The sequence below is a fragment of the Desulfovibrio faecalis genome (genome assembly GCF_053570625.1).
Genome location: NZ_JBRBQR010000001.1, coordinates 3,448,447 through 3,473,504, shown reverse-complemented (window position 1 = coordinate 3,473,504; position 25,058 = coordinate 3,448,447). Strand labels below are relative to the sequence as shown.

General features: G+C 53.8%; 20 protein-coding genes. 8 read left to right on the top strand and 12 right to left on the bottom strand.

Annotated elements, in window-relative coordinates; genetic code table 11:
• Positions 1-36: 36 nt before the first annotated feature.
• Complete coding sequence (locus ACUZ79_RS15275) at positions 37-768, top strand: sulfite exporter TauE/SafE family protein (protein ID WP_240825773.1); 732 nt, start codon at positions 37-39, stop codon at positions 766-768.
• Between the two features lie 256 nt (positions 769-1,024).
• On the opposite strand, the gene ACUZ79_RS15270 is transcribed toward ACUZ79_RS15275, so the two are convergent.
• From ACUZ79_RS15270 to ACUZ79_RS15250, 5 genes are all read right to left on the bottom strand, one after another.
• Positions 1,025-1,627, bottom strand: coding sequence for a DJ-1/PfpI family protein (locus tag ACUZ79_RS15270; RefSeq protein WP_449252105.1), 603 nt, complete (start codon positions 1,625-1,627; stop codon positions 1,025-1,027).
• Positions 1,628-1,629: 2 nt separating this feature from the next.
• Positions 1,630-2,598, bottom strand: a complete 969-nt coding sequence (locus ACUZ79_RS15265) for a GlxA family transcriptional regulator (protein ID WP_449252104.1) — start codon at positions 2,596-2,598, stop codon at positions 1,630-1,632.
• Positions 2,599-2,792: 194 nt separating this feature from the next.
• Positions 2,793-3,836, bottom strand: a complete 1,044-nt coding sequence (locus ACUZ79_RS15260) for a tetratricopeptide repeat protein (protein ID WP_240825778.1) — start codon at positions 3,834-3,836, stop codon at positions 2,793-2,795.
• Positions 3,837-3,839: 3 nt separating this feature from the next.
• Positions 3,840-5,567, bottom strand: coding sequence for an LIC12162 family transferase (locus tag ACUZ79_RS15255; protein ID WP_449252103.1), 1,728 nt, complete (start codon positions 5,565-5,567; stop codon positions 3,840-3,842).
• A gap of 2 nt (positions 5,568-5,569) precedes the next feature.
• Positions 5,570-6,631, bottom strand: coding sequence for an N-acetylneuraminate synthase family protein (locus ACUZ79_RS15250; RefSeq protein ID WP_240825815.1), 1,062 nt, complete (start codon positions 6,629-6,631; stop codon positions 5,570-5,572).
• A gap of 197 nt (positions 6,632-6,828) precedes the next feature.
• Between ACUZ79_RS15250 and rdgB the strand changes: the two genes are divergently transcribed.
• The 4 genes from rdgB (at position 6,829) to ACUZ79_RS15230 (ending at position 13,213) form a co-directional block, all read left to right on the top strand.
• Positions 6,829-7,458: an RdgB/HAM1 family non-canonical purine NTP pyrophosphatase gene (gene rdgB, locus ACUZ79_RS15245; RefSeq protein ID WP_240825780.1), complete on the top strand. Its 630-nt coding sequence runs from the start codon at positions 6,829-6,831 to the stop codon at positions 7,456-7,458.
• Between the two features lie 614 nt (positions 7,459-8,072).
• A complete protein-coding gene (gene fliD, locus ACUZ79_RS15240) occupies positions 8,073-11,180 on the top strand; it encodes a flagellar filament capping protein FliD (RefSeq protein ID WP_449252102.1) in 3,108 nt (1,035 codons plus the stop codon).
• A gap of 54 nt (positions 11,181-11,234) precedes the next feature.
• Complete coding sequence (gene fliS / locus ACUZ79_RS15235) at positions 11,235-11,873, top strand: flagellar export chaperone FliS (protein WP_449252101.1); 639 nt, start codon at positions 11,235-11,237, stop codon at positions 11,871-11,873.
• A 323-nt stretch (positions 11,874-12,196) separates the two neighbouring features.
• A complete protein-coding gene (locus tag ACUZ79_RS15230) occupies positions 12,197-13,213 on the top strand; it encodes a GGDEF domain-containing protein (RefSeq protein WP_240825784.1) in 1,017 nt (338 codons plus the stop codon).
• Positions 13,214-13,315: 102 nt separating this feature from the next.
• On the opposite strand, the gene ACUZ79_RS15225 is transcribed toward ACUZ79_RS15230, so the two are convergent.
• From ACUZ79_RS15225 to ACUZ79_RS15210, 4 genes are all read right to left on the bottom strand, one after another.
• Positions 13,316-13,873: a phosphatase PAP2 family protein gene (locus tag ACUZ79_RS15225; protein ID WP_449252100.1), complete on the bottom strand. Its 558-nt coding sequence runs from the start codon at positions 13,871-13,873 to the stop codon at positions 13,316-13,318.
• Positions 13,874-13,896: 23 nt separating this feature from the next.
• Positions 13,897-14,676 (bottom strand): alpha/beta fold hydrolase, encoded by a 780-nt coding sequence (locus tag ACUZ79_RS15220; RefSeq protein ID WP_449252099.1) that lies wholly within the window; start codon positions 14,674-14,676, stop codon positions 13,897-13,899.
• Between the two features lie 206 nt (positions 14,677-14,882).
• Positions 14,883-16,346: a bacteriohemerythrin gene (locus tag ACUZ79_RS15215; protein WP_449252098.1), complete on the bottom strand. Its 1,464-nt coding sequence runs from the start codon at positions 16,344-16,346 to the stop codon at positions 14,883-14,885.
• A gap of 904 nt (positions 16,347-17,250) precedes the next feature.
• Positions 17,251-19,125, bottom strand: a complete 1,875-nt coding sequence (locus ACUZ79_RS15210; RefSeq protein ID WP_449252097.1) for an ATP-binding cassette domain-containing protein — start codon at positions 19,123-19,125, stop codon at positions 17,251-17,253.
• A 308-nt stretch (positions 19,126-19,433) separates the two neighbouring features.
• On the opposite strand from ACUZ79_RS15210, the gene ACUZ79_RS15205 reads away from it, so the two are divergent.
• Positions 19,434-20,201 carry a dienelactone hydrolase family protein gene (locus tag ACUZ79_RS15205; RefSeq protein ID WP_449252096.1) on the top strand — a complete coding sequence of 256 codons (768 nt, stop codon included), beginning with the start codon at positions 19,434-19,436 and terminating at the stop codon, positions 20,199-20,201.
• 274 nt (positions 20,202-20,475) lie between these two features.
• On the opposite strand, the gene ACUZ79_RS15200 is transcribed toward ACUZ79_RS15205, so the two are convergent.
• On the bottom strand, positions 20,476-21,045 hold the full coding sequence (locus ACUZ79_RS15200; protein WP_449252095.1) for a class I SAM-dependent methyltransferase: 570 nt from the start codon (positions 21,043-21,045) through the stop codon (positions 20,476-20,478).
• A gap of 366 nt (positions 21,046-21,411) precedes the next feature.
• On the opposite strand from ACUZ79_RS15200, the gene ACUZ79_RS15195 reads away from it, so the two are divergent.
• Both ACUZ79_RS15195 and ACUZ79_RS15190 read left to right on the top strand, forming a co-directional pair.
• Entirely contained in the window at positions 21,412-22,431 is a 1,020-nt protein-coding gene (locus ACUZ79_RS15195; RefSeq protein ID WP_449252094.1) for a hypothetical protein, read from the top strand.
• Positions 22,432-22,439: 8 nt separating this feature from the next.
• Positions 22,440-22,721, top strand: a complete 282-nt coding sequence (locus ACUZ79_RS15190; RefSeq protein WP_449252093.1) for a hypothetical protein — start codon at positions 22,440-22,442, stop codon at positions 22,719-22,721.
• Positions 22,722-22,727: 6 nt separating this feature from the next.
• Here ACUZ79_RS15190 and ACUZ79_RS15185 read toward each other — a convergent pair whose 3' ends face one another.
• Complete coding sequence (locus tag ACUZ79_RS15185; protein WP_096152604.1) at positions 22,728-23,963, bottom strand: ISL3 family transposase; 1,236 nt, start codon at positions 23,961-23,963, stop codon at positions 22,728-22,730.
• Between the two features lie 484 nt (positions 23,964-24,447).
• Entirely contained in the window at positions 24,448-25,035 is a 588-nt protein-coding gene (locus tag ACUZ79_RS15180; RefSeq protein WP_449252092.1) for a hypothetical protein, read from the bottom strand.
• Between the last annotated feature and the right edge of the window lie 23 nt (positions 25,036-25,058).

Below are 25,058 nucleotides of genomic sequence, written 5' to 3'. Positions count from 1 at the left end.
CCACCCCGGCCCTGATGCCGGATCAGCGAAGGCCCTATGGATATTCCCGTTCTTGTAGTTGTGATCGCCTGGTTTGTGGGCGGTTTTGTTTCAGGTGCAAGCGGCATCGGCGGCGCCATGATCGCCCTGCCCCTTGCGGCCCTGTTTATTCCCATTCAGGTTGTCATCGCCCTGAGCTGCATACTTAATCTTGTTATGGACGGCATGATCGCCGCCATGCATTTTCGGTTCTGCAAGGTTCGCGCGCTGTACCCCCTGTTTGCCGGGGCCATCCCCGGCTCCATCATCGGCCTTTTCATTCTCCAGATGGTTCCTGGCAGCATGCTCCAGGGCATGACCGGCATACTCCTGCTGGCATTTGTGCTTTGGCAGAGCCGCTCGCGCCTAAGCCAGACCGGGCAGGAATCCTGGCTCAAGGGCGGGCTTGCGGGCTTTGCCTCGGGCGTGCTTGGGTCGGCCATCTCTTTTGATGGCCCTCCAGTGGGAGCTTACGGCCTCTATGCCGGGTGGACTCCACGTATATTTCTCGGCACGCTGGGCGTATTTTTTATCATCAGGGCTTCACTGACCTGCGTTCTCCAGGCCGGAGCGGGATTATACACGCCCGAGGTGCTGCGCTACGCCGCATACGGCTTGCCAGCCACTGTGCTGGGTACGCTGTGCGCCTTCCCCGTAGCGAAAAGGATCAATCCAGAACGCTTCCGCACCGTGCTGCGCGGCATCATTGCCGTTGCGGCTCTCGTCTGCATCTGGCGGGCGTGGCTGTAGCGCTCAACCATTTGTAACTTTCCATCAGTATTGGCCTCCTCGCGGAGGCCTTTTCTTTGCGGCAAAGGCGCAGGGCCGGAGCTGACCACGGCCTGCGGTAACGCAGTTTACAACTGAAATGAATTAACTACCCTCAACAATCTGACAATATTTCAGCAGGTTGCCATCACACACGCGGCGCAGCCCTGTTACCCTCACAGAGCTGCGCCGTTATATTTTCAACCAGACAATTCAGGCTGGCAGGGGTTGAAGCCGCCTAAACTTCGGCGGTATACGGCGGGGCCGGATCGTACTGCAAAATTTTGCGCACAAGGCGGGCGTGATCAGGGTCATGTATCTGGCCCACGAGCCACAGGGCCATATCCATCCCCGCAGAGACGCCCTGCGAGGTGACGATCTTGCCGTCGCGCACATAGCGCGCATCCGGCAGAGCTGTTATTTCTGGGTCTCTTTCAAAGGCGGCCATAAGCTGCCAGTGCGTTGTGGCCCGGCGCCCCTTGAGCAAGCCGGCCCTTTGCAGAATCAACCCACCGGTGCATACGGCGGCAAGGTATTCCACCTTTTCGTACTGCTGCCGCACCCACTCCAGAATGCCGGGGTCGCTCCAGGCGTATTCGGAAACTTCCGCCGTGCCGGGCAACAGCAGCACATCCAGCGGCGGGACGTTTTGCAGGCTGTAGTCCGGGGTAATACGCAAGCCGCTCAACCCGCAGAGGGGTTGCCCCGTGCAGCTCAGCGTCACCACCCTGCCGCCCCCGGCAAACTGGTTAGATGCCGCAAAAACCTGCATGGGCGCTACAAAATCCAGCTCCGCCACCTGTTCATAAATATATATTCCGTATGTGAGGCCTTTTTTCATCTTTATTCTCCTTTAAAAAAAAGTCGGCTGTACTGGTGGGGGCTGAGGCCAAGACGGCGAATAAAGGCCTTGCGCAGGCGATCTTCGCTGCCAAAACCCGCCGACTGCGCCACCGAGGCAAAGGAATCAGCCCCGGCTTCAATAAGCTCCCGCGCCCGGGTGATGCGCAAGCCTTCCACAAAGCGGGCCGGGCTGCTGCCGGTTTCTGCGGGGAATACCCGCGCGAACGAGCGGGGGCTCATGTTCGCCACCTCGGCCAGGCGCTCAACAGTCAGGCTTTTGCCAAGATTCGCCTCCAGCCAGCGCACCAGAGGGGCAAACCTGCCCGCATTGACCTGCGCGGCCAGCGCGGAGCTGTACTGGCTCTGGTTGCCGGGGCGGCGGCGGTACAAAAGCAAGACGCGGGCGACTTCCATTGCCAGTCTGTCGCCGTAGTCTTCCTCAACCATATCCAGCGCCAGATCTATGCCCGCCGTAACGCCGCCGCTTGTGGACGTGTTGCCGTCGCGTACAAAAATGGCGTCAGGCTCCACGGTAATCAGCGGATACAGTTCGGCCAGGCGACCAGCCACCAGCCAGTGGGTTGCCGCCCTTTTGCCATGCAGCAGACCACAGGCCGCCAGAATGAACGCCCCGCTGCACACGCTTGCTATGCGCGCAGATCGGGCCGCCGCCGCACTTACCTGCTGTATGATCTGCGGATTCTCCGATATGGCTTCCGCATTCACTGCGCCGGGAACAACGAGAATATCCGGCGAAAGATATTCAAGTGTTGTTTGCGCCGTCAGCACAAGACCGGATGACGTTCGCACAGGGCCTGGGGTGCAGGCGGCGAACACGGGGGCATAGCCCTGATCCTTTTTGTTGGTGTGCGCCAGGATATCCGTAGCCGCCGCAAAAACCTCCAGCGGGCCGGATACATCCAACGAGACAATGCCGGGATAAAGAAAGAAAACAACGCGCTGTTTCATGTGTGCAGAATAGAAAACGACCGCACTGGCAGCAATGACAAAAAATAGTCTTTTTCTGCCACAATGGCGGATACAGGGATGCCGCAGGAACAGACGGTGCCGATTGGCAGAAAGGCAAAGGCCGTCCGGCATACTCGCAGGTATGCCGGACGGCCTTTATATTTTTGGATGTCGGGTCTTCTGGCCCGTCTGGTTTACTGTTTCTTTTTATCGCGGGTCTGTTTGGTGGGGCTGCTGGGAGCTGCGGCCTTGGCAGGAGCCTTGGTGGACATGCTGCGCAGGGCGGCCTTGGCATCTGGATCCCCGTTCTTGGCGGCAAGCTGATACCAGCGGTTGGCTTCGGTCAGGTTGCGGGGAACGCCCGTACCCTGTTCGTACATGAGGCCAAGGCTGTACTGAGCGGCAGCTTCATTCTGCTCCGCAGCCTTGCGGTACCAATCCACAGCCTGGGTATAATCCTGCGCCGCGCCGCGCCCCTGCTCATACATATAGCCGAGGTTGTACTGCGCTTCAGCATAGCCCTGCTCCGCCGCGCGTGTATACCACTGCACGGCCTTGGCGGGATCCTGGGCATAGCCGCGCCCTTCAGCGTACATGTAGGCCAGGTTGTTCTGGGCTTTGGCGTGATCCTGCTCTGCAGCCTTTTCAAACCAATGGGCCGCCTTGGTGTCGCTCTGGTTTTCGCCCTTGCCGTTCATGTAGGTCCAGCCCAGCGAATACTGTGCCGAAGCCAGCCCCTGATTGGCGGCCCGGGTGTACCAGTCAATGGCGGCGGCTTCATCCTTGGCCACGCCCTTGCCATAGGCATAGAGGTAGCCAAGATTGTACTGGGCCATGGCCAACCCCTGATCGGCGGCCTTGCGGAACCAGCGGGCGGCCTCGTGGTAATTGCGTGGAACGCCATCCCCGGTAACCAGCGATGTTGCCCACGAATTCATGGCGCTGACGTCGCCCTTTTCTGCCGCCAGACGGAAAAATTCCGCAGCGCGCGTATTGTTTTTCTTCACGCCCTTGCCTTCAAGGATCAGGCGACCCATAACATAGAGGGCTTCGGCATTGCCGCTGTCCACCAGCGGCTTGAGCACGCGCACGGCCTGATCGTAATCGGCCTTGTCCAGCGCGGCCTGAGCCTCGCGCAGGGTCGAGGCATCATCAGCCAGAACAGTGCCGCCCATGAGCAGAACAGAACAAAATACCGCAGCCACCAACAGCGACAACGAAAAGACACGAACTTGCATGTGTTACAGACTCTTCAGCATTTTCAGCCAGTAAGGGTTAGGACCGCCCGGAACGGTCAGGGCCTGCTGCGCGCAGTAGGCCTTGCGCGCCTGCTGCACCTTATCGCTCATCCACCATGCCAGCGGATCACTCCAGACCTCGGCGGCCTTGGCGGCGGCCTTCTGGGGTGTTTCGTGCCATATACCGGCTTCGGCCAGCATGTCCAGCAGGGCCGTGGCATCGCTTGTCAGCGCCCAGGCCTCGCGCCGCCAGAACAGCACCATGGGGATATTGGCAACCAGCGATTCCAGCAGTGTTGTGCCGTTGTGGTCCAGCACCAGCAAACGGCAGGCATAGAGGTGGTTTGACAACATGCCTGTAGCCATTCGCACAGCGGGGAAACGCTCCAGCACCCAATCCGCATCGCGCAGGGAGCCGGGAACCGGGAAATAGGGGCGGTACAGCGAACAAGCCTGCACATCGCGCCCCAGAGCTTCAAAAAATCGACTTTTATCCTTGCGGTATTCCACTACCTGCAAGGGCGAGGGATGCGCGTCAAGCCGATAGGGAAAGGCGGGCATTTCGGTGCCGACATACAGCAGGTTTTCGCCCTTCTGCCCCTGCCAGCGCCCTTCAAGGCCATCAAGCTGCGGGTACGGCAAGGGAACAAAATTGCCCGCACTGCCCTGATGCTGCTTCCAGCCCCAGGTGCCAAAGGCATGCTGGCTGTATTCCACCATCTCCACATCTGAAACGCAACGCACCTGCCCGTAGTCGCTGCCATGCTGCACATACATGAGGCGGTTGCCGCGCCCCCGCCACTTGGCCAGCGACTGGCGGTAATCCGCATCTTCATAGGCCAGCACGCTGGCAACGCGCAGACGCGGCCCCAGCGGATCAGGTGTAAGACGGGCCGGATGCTTGTGACTTGCCAGCAGTTGCGGCAAGGAAGCCATAAACAGCGTCACCAGCGTACTGGCGAAATTTTCTGGCAGATCCGCCGCAATACCGGTGGCGGCGCTGCTGTACTCCGCCTGCGGGCGCGACTTGTCCGGCCCATGGCTGCGGTGCAGCAAGGCCAGCGAAAAACGCAAAGTCTGGGCAATGCTCATGCCCTTGAGCCGGGGGCAAGGCAGGCGCAGCATCAGCTTGCGCAGCACCTCACGCACCTGCTCCTTGCCGGAGAGCTTTTCCTGCTCGCCATACTTTTTTTGCACCGAGGGCAGATATTCCATGCTCCAGGCAGCGGGAAAGACCTCTTCCAGCAGGCGCGAGAACAGCCAGTGGTTGTAGGTATGCCCCAACGCCCCGTGCATCACAAAATCCGGCCCGGTGGCAAAACTGAACGAGCAGTCACGCGGCAGCAGCGGCACATGCAGCGGCTCCTGCCCCCAGGCCTGCACCATGGCCTTGACCCGCCACCAGCGCTCCACAACCTGCTTGGAAACATTCATTGCCCACGGCGTGAGCAGGGTCTCCCAATAGGCAGGCGGCAAATTGCGGGCATGCGGGCATATACGCTCGGCAACATGAGGCAGCATGTCGGCGCAGAGAGCCTTTACCTCCTGACAGGCCCGCTCCTGCAAGGGAATCTCGACCAGCGGCTCAGGAGCAAAGGTGAATTTTTTATCCCAGTCGGGAAAAAATTCTTCCTGCTCTGCAAAGCACCAAGGCCCGGCCGCGCGAAAAACCGCAGGGTCGGCCTTGTGGGGCATGCGCCCAAGAACAAGGGTTACGCGCCCGTTGCTCATAATCAGGCCCTGTCAAGATCGGCCCAGGAAAGCACGGTATCTTCCGGCAGATCGCGGCGGGCGCGCATACCGAGCACCTCGTCGTAATTACGGGGGGAGATGCCGTGCGCGGGGCGCTTCCAGGTAAGATCGGCAGCGGTCAGCGGCTGACCAGCAGGCACAGCCCGCGCCGTCACCAGGGAGCGGCGGGCATGCTGCCGTGCTGGTTCTTCTTCCGGCAGGGCGCGCAGCTCCATGCCGCCCACGCTGGTCAGCGTGGCGTTGAGGCGCTTGTAGAAATGCTTGAGGTCTTCCTTGTCCATGGCATGATAATGGTCATTGCCGGGCAAGGTTTTGTCGTGCGAAAAATGCTTTTCAAGAATGCGCGCGCCCAGCAGGGTGGCGGTTTCAAGAATATGCATGTCGTTGGGCAGAGTGTGGTCGGAATAACCAATGACATGCTGGGGGAAATGCCGCTTGAGCGCGGGAATCATACCCAGAGCCGCGTTTTCATCAGCAGTCGGATAGTTGAGCACGCAGTGCAGCAGGGCCAGCTTGTTGCCCTTTTCTTCAATCCATTCCACGGCTTCTGCAATTTCGTGCAGATGCGCCGCGCCGGTGGAGAGAATAATGGGCTTTTTGAAATCGCAGAGAATGCGGATAAAGGGCTTGTTGGTAATGTCGGACGAGGAAATCTTGAACACGTCCATGAGGTCGTTGAGAAAGTGCGCCGACTCCACGTCAAAGGGCGTGGACATGAAGGCAATGCCCGCAGCGTCGCAATGCTTCTTGAGGGCTTCAAATTCGTTCTTCCAAAAAGAATCGTGCTTTTTGAAGAGCTCGTACTGGCTGGAGGTGGGTTCCTTGGAGGTATCCCAGTAGGCAGGAGAATCCTTGGAGGCCAGGGTTCCTGCCTTGTAGGTCTGGAACTTGATGGCATTGGCCCCGCCCTCGGCGGCCTCGTCAACCAGACGGCGGGCAATTTCCATGCTGCCCTCGTGGTTCACGCCAGCCTCGGCAATAACATAGGGAACGGGGATGTGGGTTTCCTGAGTGGGGACATCGAATATTTCCATGAGTTTCATGCTCATTTCCTCTCTGATGAATGATGGGGGAAAACTATACTCCCGCAAGATGCAAAAGAAAAGCACACGCTGTGCCCATTCACATAACATTTTACAATAACAGTATATTTAAACTATTCGGGCGTTTTACCCAACGCTCTTTACCTGCGGCCCGCCTGCGGATATGTTCTTTGCCCAAACCCATAAAGGATGCAGACATGGCGCACAGCAAGACACTTCGTATCGTTCTGGCCACGCAAAATGCGGGCAAGGTTCGCGAACTGGCCGACCCGCTGACCGAATTCGGCGTGGAAGTTCTGGGGCTTTCCTCCTTTCCTGAAATTGGCGACATCGAAGAGACCGGCACCACCTTTGAAGAAAACGCTCTCATCAAGGCCCGGGCCGTGGCGGCCCTGACCGGCCTTGTGAGCGTTGCCGATGATTCCGGCCTGGAAGTGGACGCACTGGACGGCGCACCGGGCGTGTACTCTGCCCGCTATTCCGATGACTGGGAGAGCCTGCCCGGCGAAAGCCGCGATGCCCGCAACATCCGCAAACTGCTGCACGCCATGGCCGCAGTTCCCGCTGAAAAACGCGGCTGCCGCTTTGTCAGCTGTATGGCCGCCGCCAAGCCCAATGGCGATGAACTGGTGGTGCGCGGCACATGGGAAGGCACCCTGCTGGAAAGCCCGCACGGGGACAACGGTTTTGGCTACGACCCTATTTTCTTTGATCCAACAGCGAACAAATCCGGCGCGGAACTGACGCGGGATGAAAAAAACGCCCGCAGCCACCGGGGCAATGCCCTGCGCACCCTGCTGGCCCGCTGGGCCGAATTTATGCGTTAAGACGCGACACGCACCAATGATGCGGACGGAACAAACCGCCCGCAAAGATCGCATGGCTACAAAGCCAAGAAATCAGGAGCAGGCGGGGCAACCCGCCACTTCTTTTTTACCCCGGCTGCAAGGCCGCGGGCTGCGCCCTCCTGCCGATGCGCAGAACGCCCCACGAGTTCCGGAGGAACAGACCGTCATTTTTATGCCAGTCAGGGCAACCGGCAAGCGGATATGCTCATTTTCCACGCGCCGCCAGTCTCTAAACTTTTTCGCCTTTGCTCCGTTAAAATAACTGAGGTGCAAGACCTTCGGCATTTTTGCATGGAGGCAAAAAATGCCTTTGGGGCAGCCCGGAGCAAAACAAATGCTCCGCGCGCGCAAACGAAAAAATACGGCCAAGACGGGTATCCGCGCTATCTGCTGATTTTTTTTCAGTATTTCTGGCATCGCGCCCGCCCCGCCCCGCCGTATCCACCAATTTGCACGTATCTTGCAAATTTTTGAGTGTCCGTCATGTCTCCGGCACGTATTGCCGCCATTTGCATGCATGGCGGCTGGCGGTTCCCCGGGGTTTGCGCATGATGCCCGCACCGGGAACGGCACATCTTTTTTGTGAGGCACCTATGGCCAGCACCATATCCGGCTCCAACGCCATATCCAACCTCAGTGGTTCGGATACTGACTTTGATACGGTTCTCGCGAACCTCAAAAAGGTTGAGTCCACGCAACTCAATCGTCTTACTGCGTGGAAAAGCGACTGGAAACTGCGCTATGATGCTTTTGACAAAGTTATTGAGCAGGTCAGCACCGCCAGCAATGTGCTTGCAAACCTTGCCAACAAAAACAGCTTTGTTACCAAAAATGTAACCAGCAGCGACAGCAATATTATTTCTGCTGTTGCCAGTGCCTCAGCAGATGACGTTCAGCATACCATCAATGTCAGCCAGGTGGCGAGCAACGCCATCTGGGCCAACACCGGGCACATCTTTAGCAGCAAGACAGACATTATTAACACATCCGGCACATCGCAGACATTTTCATACAGCTATGCCGGCAAGGAATACAGCATGGCCGTTCCGGCCAATACCACGCTCGATTCCTTCGTAAGCATGGTCAACAATTCTTCCGACAACCCCGGCATCAAGGTCAGCATTGTTCAGGCCAGTTCCGGCTATGTTTTTCAGGTTGCCGGCAAGAGCACCGGGGTGGCCAACGATCTGGTCATTCACAGCTCCGGCCTTGTGGGCATGAGCGCATCAGGCGCAACTTCCACATGGTCTACCAATAGTGCGCTGGATGTGAGCAGCGTGCTTACCAATCCCACAAAGTATGCATATGACCTCATCATGGAGGACGGCAACACATTTTCCGTTAAAATCAACGGCGACAAAACCAACCAGGATCTTGCAAGCGCCATCAATGCGCAGGTAGGGCGCAGCATTGCCAGCATTGACGGCTCCGGCAACCTGCAGCTTGCTGACGTCAAGGCCATGTACCGGCGCGACACAAGTACGCAGACATCCTTCAGCACCCCGGTCACAAAATTTTCCCTGGGCTCAACGCCCACAACAACCAAGCTAACGGGCGCCCTGACGGTTGATCTGAACATCAACGATGGCGTCACCACTGGCACCCGCACCCTGACCATTGCCGCCGGCACCACCATGAAGGATGCCGCACTGCAGATCGCCCAGGCTTCCGGCGCGAGCACGGCTGAAATGACCTACAACAGCACCACTGGCGGCTGGGAGCTGAACCTCTCCAACGTGAACGGTGCGACCCTTAGCTTTGCTGACAGCGCCAGCGATTCTGGCAAGATGACCTCAACCGTTGTTGCCGACCAGACCAAGCTTGGCACCAAGGTGGTGGGAGATGCCGGCGCACAGAGCTTCACCGCGAGCACCGCCATTACCTTCGACAGCGCCAAGCTCTCGCAAAAGCTTGGCGGCACAAGCGCTGACGGCACAAAAAACTTTACCTATACCTTTGTTGACAACACTGGCGGCACGCAAACCCTGACCATTGCGCAGGACAAGACCTATCAGGATCTGCTGACCCAGCTTCAGTCTTTAAGCGGTAGTACATTAAGTGGGGATGGCAAAACTGTCACTTTTGCCAATACGGAAAAATTCTATTTAAGCGCTGGCGGTACCGGCGGCGGCATGGACGGAATCACCGTCAAAACAGACGCCACGGCCACCGTTACCAACATGGCCGCTGGCACCGCGCTGGAGACGCCCCCGGCCCTGACCTATACCTACACAACCAATAATAGCACCACGCCGCAAACATTTACGATTCCTGGCGGCTCCAAGATTGCGGACGTCATCGCCGAACTCAAGAGTAAAGGGCTGTCTGGCTCACTGGTCAGCGCGGACGGGGCTACGACCATTGACCTGCAAACAGGCACCCTGCCTACAACCGGCAGTTATTATCTCAAGCTCAACAATATTGATTCGCTCAGCGGGCCGGGCATTACCGGTCAGGTGACGTCGTCCTCCAACTGGAATATCCGTGGCGCGGCAAATGCCAAATTTACGGTGGACAACTGGCCCCTGACCATGGAATCCGACACCAACAGCGTGAGCAACGTGATTGAAGGCGTGGTCTTTACCATTCAGGACAAAGGCAGCGCATCCATTACGGTCAATACAGACATCACCTCGGTGGAAAAATCCATTCAGACATTTCTTGATTCCGTCAACTCCGTTTTGATGACCATCAATGATTACACAAAATTTGACACGAACAAGGAAGTCACCACCAACGATCCCAAGAATAAGACCAGCAGCAACTACAGCACCTCGCAGCTGACCGCAGAAAAAGGCGGCTTGTTGCAGGGCAACTATGGCGTGCAATTGTTCAAGTCGCGCTTCACTTCGTTGATCAACAGCGCCCCCCCTGGTTTTGCCAGCCGGTCATCCGCCTCTGATGTGCTGTCGGGCGACGTGCTTGCCAACCTCGCCAACATGGGCATCAAGGTTGAAACCGACCAGTCGAGTTCAAACTATGGGCTGTTGGTAATTGCGCCTTCGTCCGGCATCGCTGAACTGCAGCAGATGGACAAGAGCAATTATGAGAAAATGATCAACAGCAACCTTTCGGATGTTGTGGATTTTTTCTGTTCCAGCGGCACCGGCACGACTACCAGTTCTGATTTTCGCTATGGCAGCCACATTGCGGGCATCACCAAGGGCGGTTCCTACGATGTGAACTACACTGTTGATGCTGGCGGCAATATTACCAATGTCACAGTTGGCGGCGTGGCTGCAACGCGCGACACCAGCCAGCCGGGTTATTATTACAGCGTTGCTTCCGGTGATGCGCGAGGCCTCTCACTTCAGATAGACAACCTCACCCCCGGAAACCACACGGGGCAGGTACGCATCAAGGAAGGACTGATCCAGACGGTCAGCACATTCCTCAAAAGCGAACTGACCTATACGGACGTCAACGTCTCGGGCACCGGTACCGCAGAGCAGACGTCCGCAGCCATTGCGCTCAAATCGAAGAATGGCGCGTTGATGGTTCTGAAAAACAATTATCAGAGCATCATGGAAAATATCGATAAAAAGATTACCCAGGAACAGGAGCGTCTTGATACGTGGGAGGCTCGGCAAAAAACATACTTTGCCAACCTTGAAACCCTGCTCAAAAAATACAATACCCAGAAAGACCAACTCACTTCGCAGCTCAAGCAGCTTTCCAGTTCGTCAAGCAGTTCCTCCTAACCAGCATGAAACAACAATAAGGCCAGCCAAAGAACACCGCCATAAGGACACACTATGAACAAAGCGGCGCAAGCATATTTTCAGACCAAGGTCGGCACCACGGATCAGGGGCAACTTTTGCTCATGCTCTATGACGGCGCGCTCACATTCATACAGCAGGCGCGCACAAAAATGATTGCCAATGACTATGCGGGAAAGGGCATCCTTATCTCCAAGGTTATTGACATAATCAATGAGCTTTCCGCTTCTTTGAACATGGACAAGGGCGGCAGCCTGGCTGTGAACCTGAACAACCTGTACCTGCTCTGCACGGCACGTTTGCTGCGCGCCAACCTGAAAATGGATATGGATTCACTTAACAGTGTGGAATCCATCCTTTCAGGCCTGCGTGGCGCCTATGCCCAGATTATTGAAACCCCAGAGGCCCGTCAGGCGAGCAACGATATCGCCACCCGCCTGCAACCCCTGGGGACAATGACCAGATCTCCGCAGCCTATCATACCGTCAACAGTCACTGCCGTACCGCGCTCCCATGCTCAGGCGGCCTATGGCCGTAGCGCCATGCGCCCTGCGGCAGAGGCACCCAGCCAGACGGCCGATGCCCAGCGCGCGCATGTGCAGTCTTTTGACCAAGCCACGCCGCAGGCGACAGCACCACAACCGCGCCTGCCCGGCGCTTACGGCAAACCCTAGTACAAAGCCTTGCCCTGAACAGGAAGGCTGATAGCAGTATTACGCAAAAAGCGGCGGCATCTTGGTGTCGCCGCTTTTTGCGCTGACATGCGGTCTGCCGAAAAATACCACCGATGCGGATGGCAAAAGACGCAAGGCTGTTTTGGAAAATTGATCATGATCCTCTTTGACAGGCTTATCCAGAGAAGCTAGTCTTCACAAAATTTTTAAAGAGCATCCGCTCAAAGTTTATCCATATTTTACTGCACTGCGAAACAAGCGCCATGGTGAAATCCAAAGAGTCTTCTGTTAACTGCAAAAATACATACCTCAAACTATTTGATATGTTTGATAAAGCAGGCGTCCCGCCAGAAACGCGCTGGCGCTCCCTGCTGCTTTTTTTCAGGGAAATGAAGGACTATCATTTTCTTGACGAAGAACAAAAGATTGCCATTCTCGCACAGATGGAAGATCTGTTGAAAAACAGACACTACTCTGATGAGCAGCTTGTTTCCACAATCCGCAAATGCAGCGAAATATTCAGTAAGCCAATAGTGACCCAGCTCGACAGCATGGTTCACGAAACGTCTTCCATCATAGACCAGTTTTTCAGCAAGCTGTCTTCGCGCTACGGCGACATTGCCCACCTTGAGAAAGAAAGCCTTTCCATTGTGGCGGAAAACGGTGATAGCACCGTCATGCTTGAAAAGCTGCAATCAGCCTTTCACCGGGTCAAGGTTCTTTTTGAGGAAGACATCTGCAACCTTGAAAATCTCGCCTTTATTGACCCTCTGACGCAGGTTGCCAACCGCCTGAGCCTTGATCTTTTTATCAAAAATTCTACGGCCCGGTGGCACGAAGAAGGGCAACCCTTTGCCTTGGCCCTCTTTGATATCGACCACTTCAAAACCTTTAACGACACCTACGGCCACCTTATCGGCGATCAGGTGCTTAAGGTTGTGGGCTCGCACCTCCGCAGGGCACGCGAAGAAATTGATACAGATACGGATGCCCTTGCAGCACGCTTTGGCGGCGATGAGTTTGCCCTTGTGGCCTCCGGGGCCAACGCGCATCTGTTGCCCGAAATAATCAGCCGTTTTTGCAAGGCCATCAAAAATTTCAACCTGCTCATCCGGGATACGGAAGGCAATGTTGAAAAAAATAACCTGCACATTACCGTCAGCGCCGGCATAGCCGTGTTGGATGCCAAAGCGCCCCAAATCCAAACGGCAGAACAACTTTTTGACCGGGCGGACAAAGCCCTGTACCACGCCAAGCACAATGCCCGTTCGCGCGCGGTGGTGTTAAAGGCTAACAACCAATACCTGATTCTGGACGAAGAAAACCACAAGGCTGTCTAGTGCCAGGGCAATGCCCGCAGCTTGCGCATCATTAAAAAAGGCGGGAAAACCCGCCTTTTTTATGGTGCCGAAAAAATCAGCCGCATGCCCGCCAGCAAAGGGTTACCCCCTCGCGCCCCCGTTTTTTACAGCCCAGCCCATGGTTTGGTGAAAGCTGAGCTTTACCGCCACTGCGGCAAGGCAAGCTGTCAAAAACGCCCCCGCCATATCCAGCGGATAATGCACCCCCACAAAAATCCTGGCCCAGGCCGTAGCGAACCCCAGCAGCATGACAAACAGCGCAATGCCACGCGAGCCATTTTGCAGTAACAGAGCAAACGCCAGAGAAAACAAAAAAGTGGCGTGTAAACTGGGAAAGGACGATGTGGGTTCGTGGGCAATCAGCATTCGCCCAAGCCCCAGTACAAAGGGCCGAGGATTATAATGAAGCATTCGGATCAGGCAGGCTGAACCCATGGCCACCGCCACGGTCAAAACCACACGTAAAGCCAGAGCAATGGCAAAACCGCGAGGCTTTTGCCGCACAACAGCCAACAGGGCCAACACCACAGCGATGCCGATGGGCCATTCTGCCAGTGCGGCCCCGGCCCATACTGCAAAGGGAGATGCCGCATCGCTGGCGTTAAGAACGAGAAAAATCTGGTGATTCAGTGAAATCATGATTTATGCCGGGATGCAGTGCATCAGAAAAAATCCGCATTATGCGCGCTGAAGCGTGTTGTCAAAAATTCCTTGAACATAACCACGGCCAAGGCCGCAGTGGGACTCCAGGCAAAATCCTGAAAAACAAAATGTCCGCAATACGGCAGCATGAGCAGGGAGGCCCCTGGAATCAACTTTTTCATACCCACAAGCTGCTCTGGCAAAACGATATCCCGGTCGCCACCCACAACGAGCGTTGGCGTTTGCAGGGCTTGCAGACGCTCAGTTTTTATAATGTCCATGCACTCCCACAGCTCTTTTGTCTTGCTGATGAAACTCTCGAACTTGGGGACCGGATTAAGTTCCTCATACTGTTGCGCAACTTCCGGCATATGCTCCCGAACAAAATCCGCAGACAGATTACCAACAGTTTCCAGCCAACCATCCGACATACCTTCACCAAGATAATTGCCGGATATGGCAATGAGGCTCTTTACCCTGCCCGGCAGGCGGCTTGCCATATGCAAGCCGAGGTTCGCCCCATCGCTGTAACCAACGATATGGAAAGATGGCAGATCAAGCGCCTGCGTGAAAGAAATCAGCTCCTCCGCCATCAGGGCATACTCAAAAGGCGCGTCTGTATCCGCTGTTCTGCCGTGCCCGCGCCGGTCAACAGCGATAACGCGAAAATCCTTTGCCAGCTCTGCCAGCAGGGTTTCGTAATTTTCGCAGGTATCCAGCCCGCCGTGCAAAAAAAGAAGAGGTTCCCCCTGCCCCTTTGTTGTATAAAACCAGTTGATTTCGCCAGTTGATATCTGCATTTCTTGCACTCCGATGTCTGATTTATTTATTACATTACCTTTTTACGTTGACTTATCAACTCTAGAGAGTTGCCATTAGTGCCCTGAACTGAAAAATATTTTCGCGGATACTCACACAACACGCCCGGTCCTGTAAACAAAAAGAGCCGGAGCAAATAATACTCCGGCTCTTTTTGCGCATATCAGAGTTTGCTTTCAGGCTGCTGTCAGTGCACGCCCTTACCATTAAGAAATGGCCCGTAGCGTTTGTCCGTCCCCATAATATGTCCCACGAGCCACTCTTTCAAAAAACGCATGATTTCCATGGTGACCTTGGCGCGACCACTTTTAAGCTCCTGCTCAAAAGCCAGAACTTTTTCTACCAGATCACGATGCGCTTTTTTGTGTGCAGGCGCTTCTGCGTAGCCATAGCGGTCAAAAAATTCTTCTTCCGTGGCGAAATGCTTTACTGTGTATTGCTTCAGCCTGTCCAGCACGCCTGCAAGCACCTCTTCTGACCGACGTTGCCGCATGGCGGAATTCAACTCATTGATAAGGGCCACAAGAGCCTTGTGCTGTTCGTCAATCTTTGCAACCCCTACAGAAAGATCGCTCGTCCAGCATATCAGCTGATCGGAATCTACAACACCGCCAAGATTTCCCTGCCCCATGGCGCTGACGATGGCGTCCAGTTCTTCTGCCTGACCGGATATTTCCACAAGCACACGAATGGAATTATTGACATGTTCCGCCGTTTCCTTTGCGATTGTGTTGACTTCAGCCGCACCTTTGCGAACATCTTCACTCGCTGCAGTTTGCGCCTGGCTGGATGCTGCGATGGCAGAAACTTCGTTGGCGGCCTGCTGGACAAATCCCGCAATCCTGTCCACATCTTCAGCGGCCTGTTCGGCGGCGCTTGCGCTAGTAACAATATCTTGCGCGGCGGCATCCACAGCCTGAACATTTTCGCGGGCCCTGGCCTGAATATTTCTCAATGACTCGCCGACCTCGCTGGTGGCCTTCATTGTCTTTTCCGCAAGCTTGCGCACTTCATCGGCTACCACGGCGAATCCACGGCCGGCTTCGCCAGCCCTGGCGGCCTCAATGGCGGCGTTCAGGGCCAACAGATTTGTTTGATCCGCAATGTCGGAAATAACTCCAAGCACAGCTCCAATGCCCTCGGCCTGTTGCCCAAGATTGGTCATGGTTTCCTTGAGCAGCAGAATGCGCTCTTTAACCTGATCAATGGAAAGAACTGCCGAGCGCACCCCTTGCGCGCCCGACACAGCCCCCTGCTGCGCCAAAGCAGCGTCATCCGCAGCTTTAACGGTATTGAGCGCTATACTCTGAATGGCGGAATTAATCTGCTCTATGGCTTGCGAGGCTTCCTGCATTCTTTCCCGCTGAAGCACCACATCGCGATCCACATTCTCCATGTTTTGGCCAAGTTCGCGGATACCGGAAAAAATACTCGAGGATGCAGTGGCCGCTTTTTGCGAGGCGGTGCGCATGTCATTGAGCAGTTGCCGCACCTGCGCTTCCGCAGCGCGGCTTTCCTGCAATGCAAGCTCGCTGTCTGCCGCGAGCCGGTGCGCTTCGTCGCCTTTCTGCCGGGCATCTTTAAGGGCCTGATCCAGTGAGGCGACCATAGTGCAAATACTTTCTTGCAGATCTGAGTATTCTTTGGGCATGGTGTACGCTGGGCATGCTGCGGGACGGCCACTGGCGATCTCTTGTGCGTAATCACGTATGCTGCGTAAAGGAAGTATCAGTTGCCTGTAGACCGTCCATATTAAAAAAAGACCAGCCGTGGCCGCTAATAAAAATAACACACCGTGTATTATAAACGATGCATTAGAAATAACGCCATATGTGAATGATGCTGCGCCACCGCACATCAGCACGACAGCAGAAGAAAACAACCGGAATGAGAGGCTTGTTCCTGATGCAATAGCCATGACAGATCCCCTAATATAGTCGATTGTCGATTTTCAGGAAGCAAAAACTGTCTCGATAAAAATGCAGGCTAAACAACTCAACGGGAACATTAATAACTTTTATATATAATTATACAAAGTTAAATGCAACTGTCACTCAAAAAATACGGTAGCTGCCTATCTTTTAAATCAATGGCAAAGCGTGTGCCCATTCTTGAGTAGTTTGCTTAATAAAATAAAAAAATATCTCTAGAGACTTACCGCCCCATGCATTGACCTCAGTATCAACCTTATTTGAAATATAACGGATGCATCAATTTTTTTATTAGTTGAAAAAATAATTTTTTTTGGAAATAAGCAAAATAACCATTGCCATACTGAACAAAATAACGACTACTAAAACTTCCCACTACAGCAACAAGGGAAAGCATGCGCGCTTCAAGCTCACACGTGCCCCATGATAGCCACGTGTGATATAAAGCAGCACATGACCGGGAACTTGCTTTCACATAGCGAACGCATAATTGCAGAAGCTGCGCGCCGATAAGAGTGTAGAATGGTGCAGGGGAGGGGGAAGGCTGCTTAACTAGAAAAAAAGACTGGAGCTGCATGTACGGCATTGCACCATACATGCAGCTGACGCTGACGGGAGTATGCCCTACCCTGCCAGTTCACCAAGCTCTTGCAGGCGCTGTTCCGCAAACTCCCAGCGTTGCAGCAGCTCGGTCTGCTCTGTTTCCAGCGCCACCAGACGGTCTGTCGTTTTGGCAAAAGCTTCTGGATCGCGAGCGAACAGTTCCGGGTCGGCAAGGGTCGCTTCCAGAGTTTTCTGCTCCTGCTCCAGAGCGTCCATGCGTTCGGGCAGGGCTTCCAGCTCCTGGCCCAGTAGTTCAAATTCCCTCTGTTCCTTAAAGCTGCGTCTGCGGGGCTTATCCGAGGCTGGGCGGGGAGTTGAGCGGGCGCTTTTTTCTTCCGGCTTGCGCTCCTGCGCAGGGGCCGAGCGCTGGCGCAGCCAGTCGGTATACGCGCCAACGTACTCGTGCGCCATGCCGTCGCCCTCCAGGGCGATGACGCTGGTGACAAGATTATCCAGAAAACTGCGGTCATGGCTGACCACAAGCACCGTGCCGGAATAATCCGCAATCAGCTCTTCCAGCAGATCAAGGGTTTCCGCGTCCAGATCGTTGGTGGGTTCGTCCAGCACCAGCACGTTGGATGGCCGGGTAAAGAGCTTTGCCAGCAGCAGGCGGTTGCGCTCGCCGCCGGAGAGCACCTTGACAGGCAGACGCAAGCGGTCGGGAGTGAAGAGAAAATCCTGTAAATATCCTGCAACATGGCGCGTGCTGCCGCCCACTGTGACCACGTCGTTGCCCTCTGCAACGCTGTGCATGACGCTGGCTTCCGGGTCGAGCGTTTCGCGCAGCTGATCGAAATAGCTGATTTCCAGATTGGTGCCGAGGCGCACCTCGCCTTCTGTGGGTTGCTGCTCGCCCAGCAGAACGCGGATAAGCGATGTTTTGCCCGTGCCGTTTTCGCCGATCAGGCCCACACGATCGCCGCGCTGAATGATGGTGGAAAAATTACGGATAAGCGGCGGCTGACCAAGGTAGCCGACTGAAACATTCTCGGCCTCAATAACCAGCTTGCCCGAGCGCCCGGCCTCCTGCGCGGCCATGCGCACGTTGCCCTGCCTGTCGCGCCGCTCGGCGCGCTCGGCCCGCAGGGCCACAAGAGCGCGCACCCGCCCCATGTTGCGCGTGCGGCGAGCCTTGATGCCCTGCCGAATCCACACTTCCTCCTGCGCCAGCTTTTTGTCTTGCAGGGCAAAGGCGCGCTCCTCGGCGGCAAGGCGTTCCTCGCGCCTCTCGGGGTAACGGTCGAACCCGCAGGAGTAGTTGTGCAGCTTGCCCCGGTCGATCTCCACAACACGCGTGGCAAGGCGCTTGGCAAAGGCCCTGTCGTGGCTGACAAAAATCAGGGTGCGGGCCTTGCGCAGCAAAAAATCTTCCAGCCAGGTGATGGTGGCGATATCCAGGTGGTTGGTAGGTTCGTCCAGAATGAGGTCTTCGGAGCAGATCAGCGCCCGCGCCAGAGCCACGCGGCGCTTGGTGCCGCCGGAGAGGGAGGTAAAATCCGCATCGGGATCCAACCCCAGATGGTTGATGACGGCAAGCACATCGCCGTAGCGCTCCCAGCCGCTGGTCAGCTCAAGGCTGTGCTCGGCCCCGGCATGGGCAGCGGCAAGGGCCGTGCCCTCCTCGCCCAGAACCTCCGCCACCAGAGAAAAGACAGTGCCGCGCCAGCGTTCCGGCACATCCTGCGGCATCTGGCCTATGAGCGTGCCGGGGCGGATAATCATGCCGGAATTGGGCTGCATCTGCCCGCCGAGCAGCGCCAGCAGCGATGACTTGCCCGCGCCGTTGCGGCCCACGAGACAAAGCCTGTCGCCCACTTCAACCGAAAAATCCGCAGAATCCAGTAGCGGCTTGCCGCCAAGGTTCAGGGTAACACCCTGCATGCTCAAAAATGCCAAAATATTCTCCAACACGGTGATATGATTCTGCCCAGGGCTGTGGCTGCTCTGGGTTGCGGCTGCCCTGCGGATGCTTGCTTTGCGCGATCCGCAAACTGGGCGACCAGCGCTGTGCGCAAAAAATGCGCTGCACCTGCGCCCCGCAGAGGCGTATCATTACCCCAGCGGCGAAACTGACGCAACGGGCCAGGGGCAAGGCTGCGCGCGGCGCAATCTGCACAACACACGCGGGCGACCTTGTATTGCCCGCACAAAGCGAGTACCCGAAGACATTGCCGGAACTTCATTCATTACCTAAGGGCGGGAATATGCGGAGCGCAAAAATCTTTTGCTGGTGTTTTCTGTTTGTGTTTTTTGGCGGATTTGGCTGCGCCCTTGCGGGCGAGATTCAGGTTCACGAAACCACGCAAACGACATCCCAAGGCCCGGTTGAGGTCAAAAGCTTTCTTGCTGCCGGGCAAGGGCCGCACCCGGCTATCATCGTGCTGCACGGCAGCCAGGGCCTGGATAAATTTCGGGCGTTTTATGAGCGTAACGCCACGCAGCTGGCCCACGCGGGTTTTGATACCTATGTGCTGGATTATTATAATGAGCAGGACGTCGCATGCTCCAAAACTGTGGAAACGCGGCGCGCAAATTTTTCAAAGCGCATAGGCGCGTGGTCGCAGATGATCAGCGATGTTGTGACAGACGTGCTTGCGCAGGGGCAGAAGGCCCGCCCCGTTGGCATCGTGGGTTTTTCTCAGGGGGGATATCTGGGAACATCCGTAGCCAGCAAGGATACAAGAATCGCGGCGCTGGTTGTGTATTACGGCGGCATCCCCGCTCAACGCAGGGCTGACGGCAAGCACCCCATTACCCACATGCCGCCCTTGCTGGAACTGCACGGCGACGCGGATACAGTTGTGCCCATGGAAAGAGGCAAGGAACTCGTGGAACTGACCCGCAGCCTTGGCCAAACGGCTGAGATGGTGATCTACCCCGGCGCAGGACACGGCTTTAACCGCTCTGCCGCCACAGACGCGGAGCAGCGGACGCTGGAGTTTTTTCAGCGGGTGTTGATGGACAAGAGGTAAAGGGGGCCCAATAGTTAGTGTCCGTGGGACGCCAGATAACTACCAGAAGGAATTTTCACCTAAAGAGCCTGCCGCCAGATGTTAACCCCTTGGCGGTGATTATTGAATCTGTGGTTCTGTCGGAATCTGTTCGGAGGCATGAGGCCAAGGCCAGTTGGCAACTCTGGACATTTTACCACATGGGGGGACAATACAGAAGCTTGCCCTTATGTTTTTATGCAACAGGGCACAATGAACATGACGGGGAACTGGCAAAATGATTCGTATTTGCAGGTTAGGGCTTTTTTGCCGTGCCGTAGCGAAAAACGCCGCGCTCCATAATGATGAGATCAGAAAAACTGCTTTCTTTCAAAATCTCGTCTGTGCGACGGTTGAGGTTGCATCCGTCGGCAATTCGTGTCCATGAGCCATTAGCAAAGTCAAAAATTTTACCGGCCCGCGCTCCTTTGGGCCGCACATGCTCTATGAAAATGAACAGGCCGCCCGCCTTGAGCACCCGCTGTATTTCGCTCATACTTTTTTTAATATCCGCAGTGCAAAAAAGCAGCGTGGCGACCACGGTGTCAAACTGCCCTTCTGCAAAAGGCATTTTTTCAACATTGCCCTGATAAAACGTAAAATTCTTCCCGGCCCGCCGTTCAAGTTCCTGTGAGCACTGGCGATCCAACCCTGTCAGACTGCGTATTTTTGCTGGATTATAATATCGGAGGTTGACTCCTGTTCCTATCCCGGCTTCAAGCACATCGCCATAGGCACCGGGCATTATTGCTGAACGCATTTTCTTCAATACCCACGCTTCTAAGGGCATCATGGCAATATCGTATATGTCCATGCCCGATTCCATTTGTATTACAGGGTGCGATGAAGAAGGCGGAGAGGGTGGGATTCGACAATAGAAACTAACACAACGAAATATCATAATAAAAAATAATTCCCCCGACAACAATATCCGCTTTTATGTCCCACTAAGAAAAAACTAAGAAAACAATTGAAATGCTATCCTCACGAAAAAATAAGTACGAATCCTGCCACAATCCCTTCCGCATTCTTTACGAAATCAAATAAGGTACACGCTGAAGATGAACCCCATTCAAAACAATCTGAACTTTTTTGTAGGACGACCGAGTTTTGAAAACAAATAGAAGCATGAATATATTGAATCTTGTCAAAAACCGAGGTAATTTCGAGTAAAAAATTTGGGGGGGAATAAATGGATTTTTCAGTCATAACCATCCACACAATTGACCTTGAGCAAACTAAGATTCTTAAGCGTACGATACCACAAGGATTTTCAGAATTTTCCTCTGAACTGTTTGACCACATTGACAACAACAAAACAACAAGGAACTACAAAACAAGATCGTTGAATACAGAGGTAATTAGTGCAGCGACTGAAGTCAGCAAAAATCAATCAAAGGAAATGTTTCATGAAAAATCTGAAATCATTGCAAGTCGCTTACTAAGAGAAGAACTCAATGCCCAAGATTCGATAAAAAACATGAATGGGGCCGTTCGAAAAGGATCGTGTATTCAGGCATTTGCACAATCCAGCAATGGTTTTATTTATCTTTTGGCAAAAGTCCAGCACCGTAGCTACATTGACGACATTGAACTTATCTCGAGGACTGGATTTCCGCAGGATCAAAAAGGCATTTGGAAATCATGTCTCATTTTCTTTGACTCCAATTGCAACATAAATACAATTAAGATATATTCTGACAACGGCGCAAAATACTGGAATAATACTTTTCTTGAACTCGATCCTATTAATTCTGATGATGACAATACGGCTAATTCATTTAGTGCAATCGATAATTCACTAAATATTCTTAAAAGCCACCCACGAGATAAATTAATTTTCCGAAACAATATCATTACGTATATAAAGACACATGATACAATAAACTATGATGAAATGATCTCTGATTGTGTTTCAAGAATTGACAACACAAGTGTAGAGAAGGCAACGATTGAAAAGCTGGAAAGAAAACTACGGGACCTTCCTGACAAAAAAAATTTTGATAGACAATTTACTTCAGCCCCCAAAGCAATTACCGCTAAAGTACGAAAAGTCTACACAGTGAGCCAGGGCATTAAGCTACACATCGATATTGCAGACGGAAGCCCTTGCGACAAGATTGTTTCAATTCAGGACCCCACGGGTGAAAAGTTTTTAAAGCTTGCAGTTGAAGATGAAACAACCTATCAAGCCTTCCTAAAAAGAGATTAGGAGTTACCATGAGTTTCCTAGAAAGCTTACACAGCCTTTTCCCTGGCGATGGGAAATTCTGGGAAAACAGATTGAACGCTCAATACACAATTTCGCTTGATGCAAATAACCTCCCGAAATTTAAAAGCATCTTAGATTTTTTATCAAACCTTCCAGAAAGAGATCATATTGACATAACCGTGACAGTAGATGACGAAAATTTTTTTAGCTTCGAAAACAAAAAACCTTGCGACGAAGATAGTTGGGAAACCTATTTAGAGGATTGGTTCTTCCGGGTTTTCCGTGGGTAACCCCTGTCAGGAACTGGCCGGGTAGAGGTTTAGACCGCCACAGAAGAAGTAGATGGCTGTCTTGAAATGCTCCCGGTTCCTATAACCGCAAGCCTTCCTCTTGATGGCCATGATCTTGCTGTTGAGGCCCTCGGCCACGCCGTTGGTGATCCTGTGGCGGCAGAAGGTCAGGATGTTCTCAAGATGTCTCTGAATCAGTCCGCCCACTTTGCGCATTGGGGCAAGATCTGACCTGTTCACCCAGACCAGCCATCGCTTCACAAAACGTCTGGCCCATCCCGTGCTCAGGTACTTCCAGACGTCGTTCAGGCTTTCCTTCATGGCCCAGGCCTTGGCCACCTTGAGGTTCGCTGTCTTCAAGGCCTCCAGGGCTGGCCGGTGTTTGTCCGGCAGATTCTCCTCCCGGTATAGCCAGAGGAATTTCGTGCCCTTGAGTCGATGGTCATCCTGACTTGTGAGTTCGCGGTGCTCTTGCTTGCGTACCCGGTCCACAGCCTCGCCTACGTGTTTCATGACGTGGAACCGATCGTGAACGATTTTCCCCGCCGCGTCCGGCACATGTTTGAGCGTAGCTTTAAAATAGGGCTCCCACATGTCCATGGCCACGGCCTTGATCCGCTCCAACTGCGCCTTGGTGAACTGAAGGTAGTACCCCTCAAGGCTTTCGGCCTTACGCTCGTCGGCCACATACTCCACCGTGCTGCCGATCAGATCACAAACCACGGTCACATAGTCGTGCCCCTTGCGGAATGCCTTCTCGTCAACGCCAAGATACCGCGAGGGATTCGATTGCTTGCGCTCCCGGCCCCGGCGCACCGCCCTTTCCATGACACCCCATGCTTCGTCCCAGGTGATGCGCAGGATGCGCCGCGCTCCTGTTACGGTGGCGCACTCGGTCAGCACGTCGATGATCAATCGCTCCATCAATATGGTGAAACGTGCCTTGGACTCGGCCCAAGGCACGTTGACCTGAAGGACGCCATGCTCGGGGCAGTCCACTCGGGGAATCCGAGCATGCAGGAACGTCTTGAACTGGCACGTGTCCAGATGGCGCCAGACACGAGGCTCGGCATGGTCGCGGCAAGCCAGCTCTCGACCACAAGTAGGGCAAAACCAGCGAACACCAGGACCATGCTCCACGCGGATGTCTACCCGACCTTCCGCCGTGTCCAGTTCAACAGCCTCAACAAACCAGGGCTCGGTCAGCCCGAGAATCCGAAAATATAGGTCCGTATCCTTCATTGGTGCCCTCCGGGAAGGACATTAGCAGATCAGCTACCCACGGAAAACCCGGAAGAGCCGTTTTTTTGTTTGTGCGTGATTCTCACAGGGCTAGCGAAGTCTGGAACGGATCATGCTTGGTATTTAATTCTGGCTAAAGTGTTACATGGTTAGCATGGAATTAAAATAAATGGAGCGCTGCAAGTGTTGAAAGAAATGCTGCTGGTTGAGAAATTAAAAGATAATGGATGCTCACTTAATAGGTTGATGCCGTATGCAAGCGCAAGCATAATAATAATCCAGATATTAATAATTTGTTTACGCCGTTTTTTCGCGCGCTTTATACGATTTTCTACAGTGGTATTGTCAAAAATTTGAGCGAGTTCTTCCTCAGAAAATATATTAATGTAGTTATCCTTTAATGCCGTAAAACTTTCTTTAACAGTCTCTATCCTGTCGTTTAAATTTATTACACATAATATTAAGTATGCGAAAGAAACAAGTATCACAAAAAAACAATGTTTCGTGAGGTGTCGCCGAATAATATTCCAGTATTTCCTGAAATAAGCTTTGGAAATATAGTAGTAAGTGAGAATGCTAATACCCCAATTATATTGTGAATAAGGCTCATTGATAGATTGCTGATGTGTTCAGATAAATTTAAAAGAACACCGCTGATATAGTCGCCAATTTTGTTTCTAGCTTCTAGATACTCGGATATGTTACTTTTTAAATAAATGAGATAGTTTGATTGAATTGAGGCAAGCAGTGATTCGTCAATATCGAGTATTTTTTTGAATTTGCAGTTTAGACTAACAACGTTACGAACTAGCGCAAGCTTGTCTGAAATATGCGCATCGGAGTATGCCCACTCATATATTTTATACCAATGTCTGTTAAAACGCAGATCCGCAAAATGGATTTCTTCTTTGAAATCTCTCAGGGCTGAAAATGAAGTTGAGCAGCCTTCTTTATCAAAAGAAAAAGAGTTTGAGATGAATGCAATGGATAAAAATGTTTCAAGTTTGCTGAATTTATCAGTTAGTGGATTCCCTTCGTAGTTGGTGCCTATGTGGAAATCAGATGGCAACAAGTGGCAAGATGAGAAATTTAGGA

Excerpts from the sequence above, each read along its gene's own strand:
- ACUZ79_RS15275 (WP_240825773.1), top strand. The coding sequence starts at position 37 with ATGGATATTCCCGTTCTTGTAGTTGTGATCGCCTGGTTTGTGGGCGGT.
- ACUZ79_RS15270 (WP_449252105.1), bottom strand. The coding sequence starts at position 1,627 with ATGAAAAAAGGCCTCACATACGGAATATATATTTATGAACAGGTGGCG.
- ACUZ79_RS15265 (WP_449252104.1), bottom strand. The coding sequence starts at position 2,598 with ATGAAACAGCGCGTTGTTTTCTTTCTTTATCCCGGCATTGTCTCGTTG.
- ACUZ79_RS15260 (WP_240825778.1), bottom strand. The coding sequence starts at position 3,836 with ATGCAAGTTCGTGTCTTTTCGTTGTCGCTGTTGGTGGCTGCGGTATTT.
- ACUZ79_RS15255 (WP_449252103.1), bottom strand. The coding sequence starts at position 5,567 with ATGAGCAACGGGCGCGTAACCCTTGTTCTTGGGCGCATGCCCCACAAG.
- ACUZ79_RS15250 (WP_240825815.1), bottom strand. The coding sequence starts at position 6,631 with ATGAAACTCATGGAAATATTCGATGTCCCCACTCAGGAAACCCACATC.
- rdgB (WP_240825780.1), top strand. The coding sequence starts at position 6,829 with ATGGCGCACAGCAAGACACTTCGTATCGTTCTGGCCACGCAAAATGCG.
- fliD (WP_449252102.1), top strand. The coding sequence starts at position 8,073 with ATGGCCAGCACCATATCCGGCTCCAACGCCATATCCAACCTCAGTGGT.
- fliS (WP_449252101.1), top strand. The coding sequence starts at position 11,235 with ATGAACAAAGCGGCGCAAGCATATTTTCAGACCAAGGTCGGCACCACG.
- ACUZ79_RS15230 (WP_240825784.1), top strand. The coding sequence starts at position 12,197 with ATGTTTGATAAAGCAGGCGTCCCGCCAGAAACGCGCTGGCGCTCCCTG.
- ACUZ79_RS15225 (WP_449252100.1), bottom strand. The coding sequence starts at position 13,873 with ATGATTTCACTGAATCACCAGATTTTTCTCGTTCTTAACGCCAGCGAT.
- ACUZ79_RS15220 (WP_449252099.1), bottom strand. The coding sequence starts at position 14,676 with ATGCAGATATCAACTGGCGAAATCAACTGGTTTTATACAACAAAGGGG.
- ACUZ79_RS15215 (WP_449252098.1), bottom strand. The coding sequence starts at position 16,346 with ATGCCCAAAGAATACTCAGATCTGCAAGAAAGTATTTGCACTATGGTC.
- ACUZ79_RS15205 (WP_449252096.1), top strand. The coding sequence starts at position 19,434 with ATGCGGAGCGCAAAAATCTTTTGCTGGTGTTTTCTGTTTGTGTTTTTT.
- ACUZ79_RS15200 (WP_449252095.1), bottom strand. The coding sequence starts at position 21,045 with ATGGAATCGGGCATGGACATATACGATATTGCCATGATGCCCTTAGAA.
- ACUZ79_RS15195 (WP_449252094.1), top strand. The coding sequence starts at position 21,412 with ATGGATTTTTCAGTCATAACCATCCACACAATTGACCTTGAGCAAACT.
- ACUZ79_RS15190 (WP_449252093.1), top strand. The coding sequence starts at position 22,440 with ATGAGTTTCCTAGAAAGCTTACACAGCCTTTTCCCTGGCGATGGGAAA.
- ACUZ79_RS15185 (WP_096152604.1), bottom strand. The coding sequence starts at position 23,963 with ATGAAGGATACGGACCTATATTTTCGGATTCTCGGGCTGACCGAGCCC.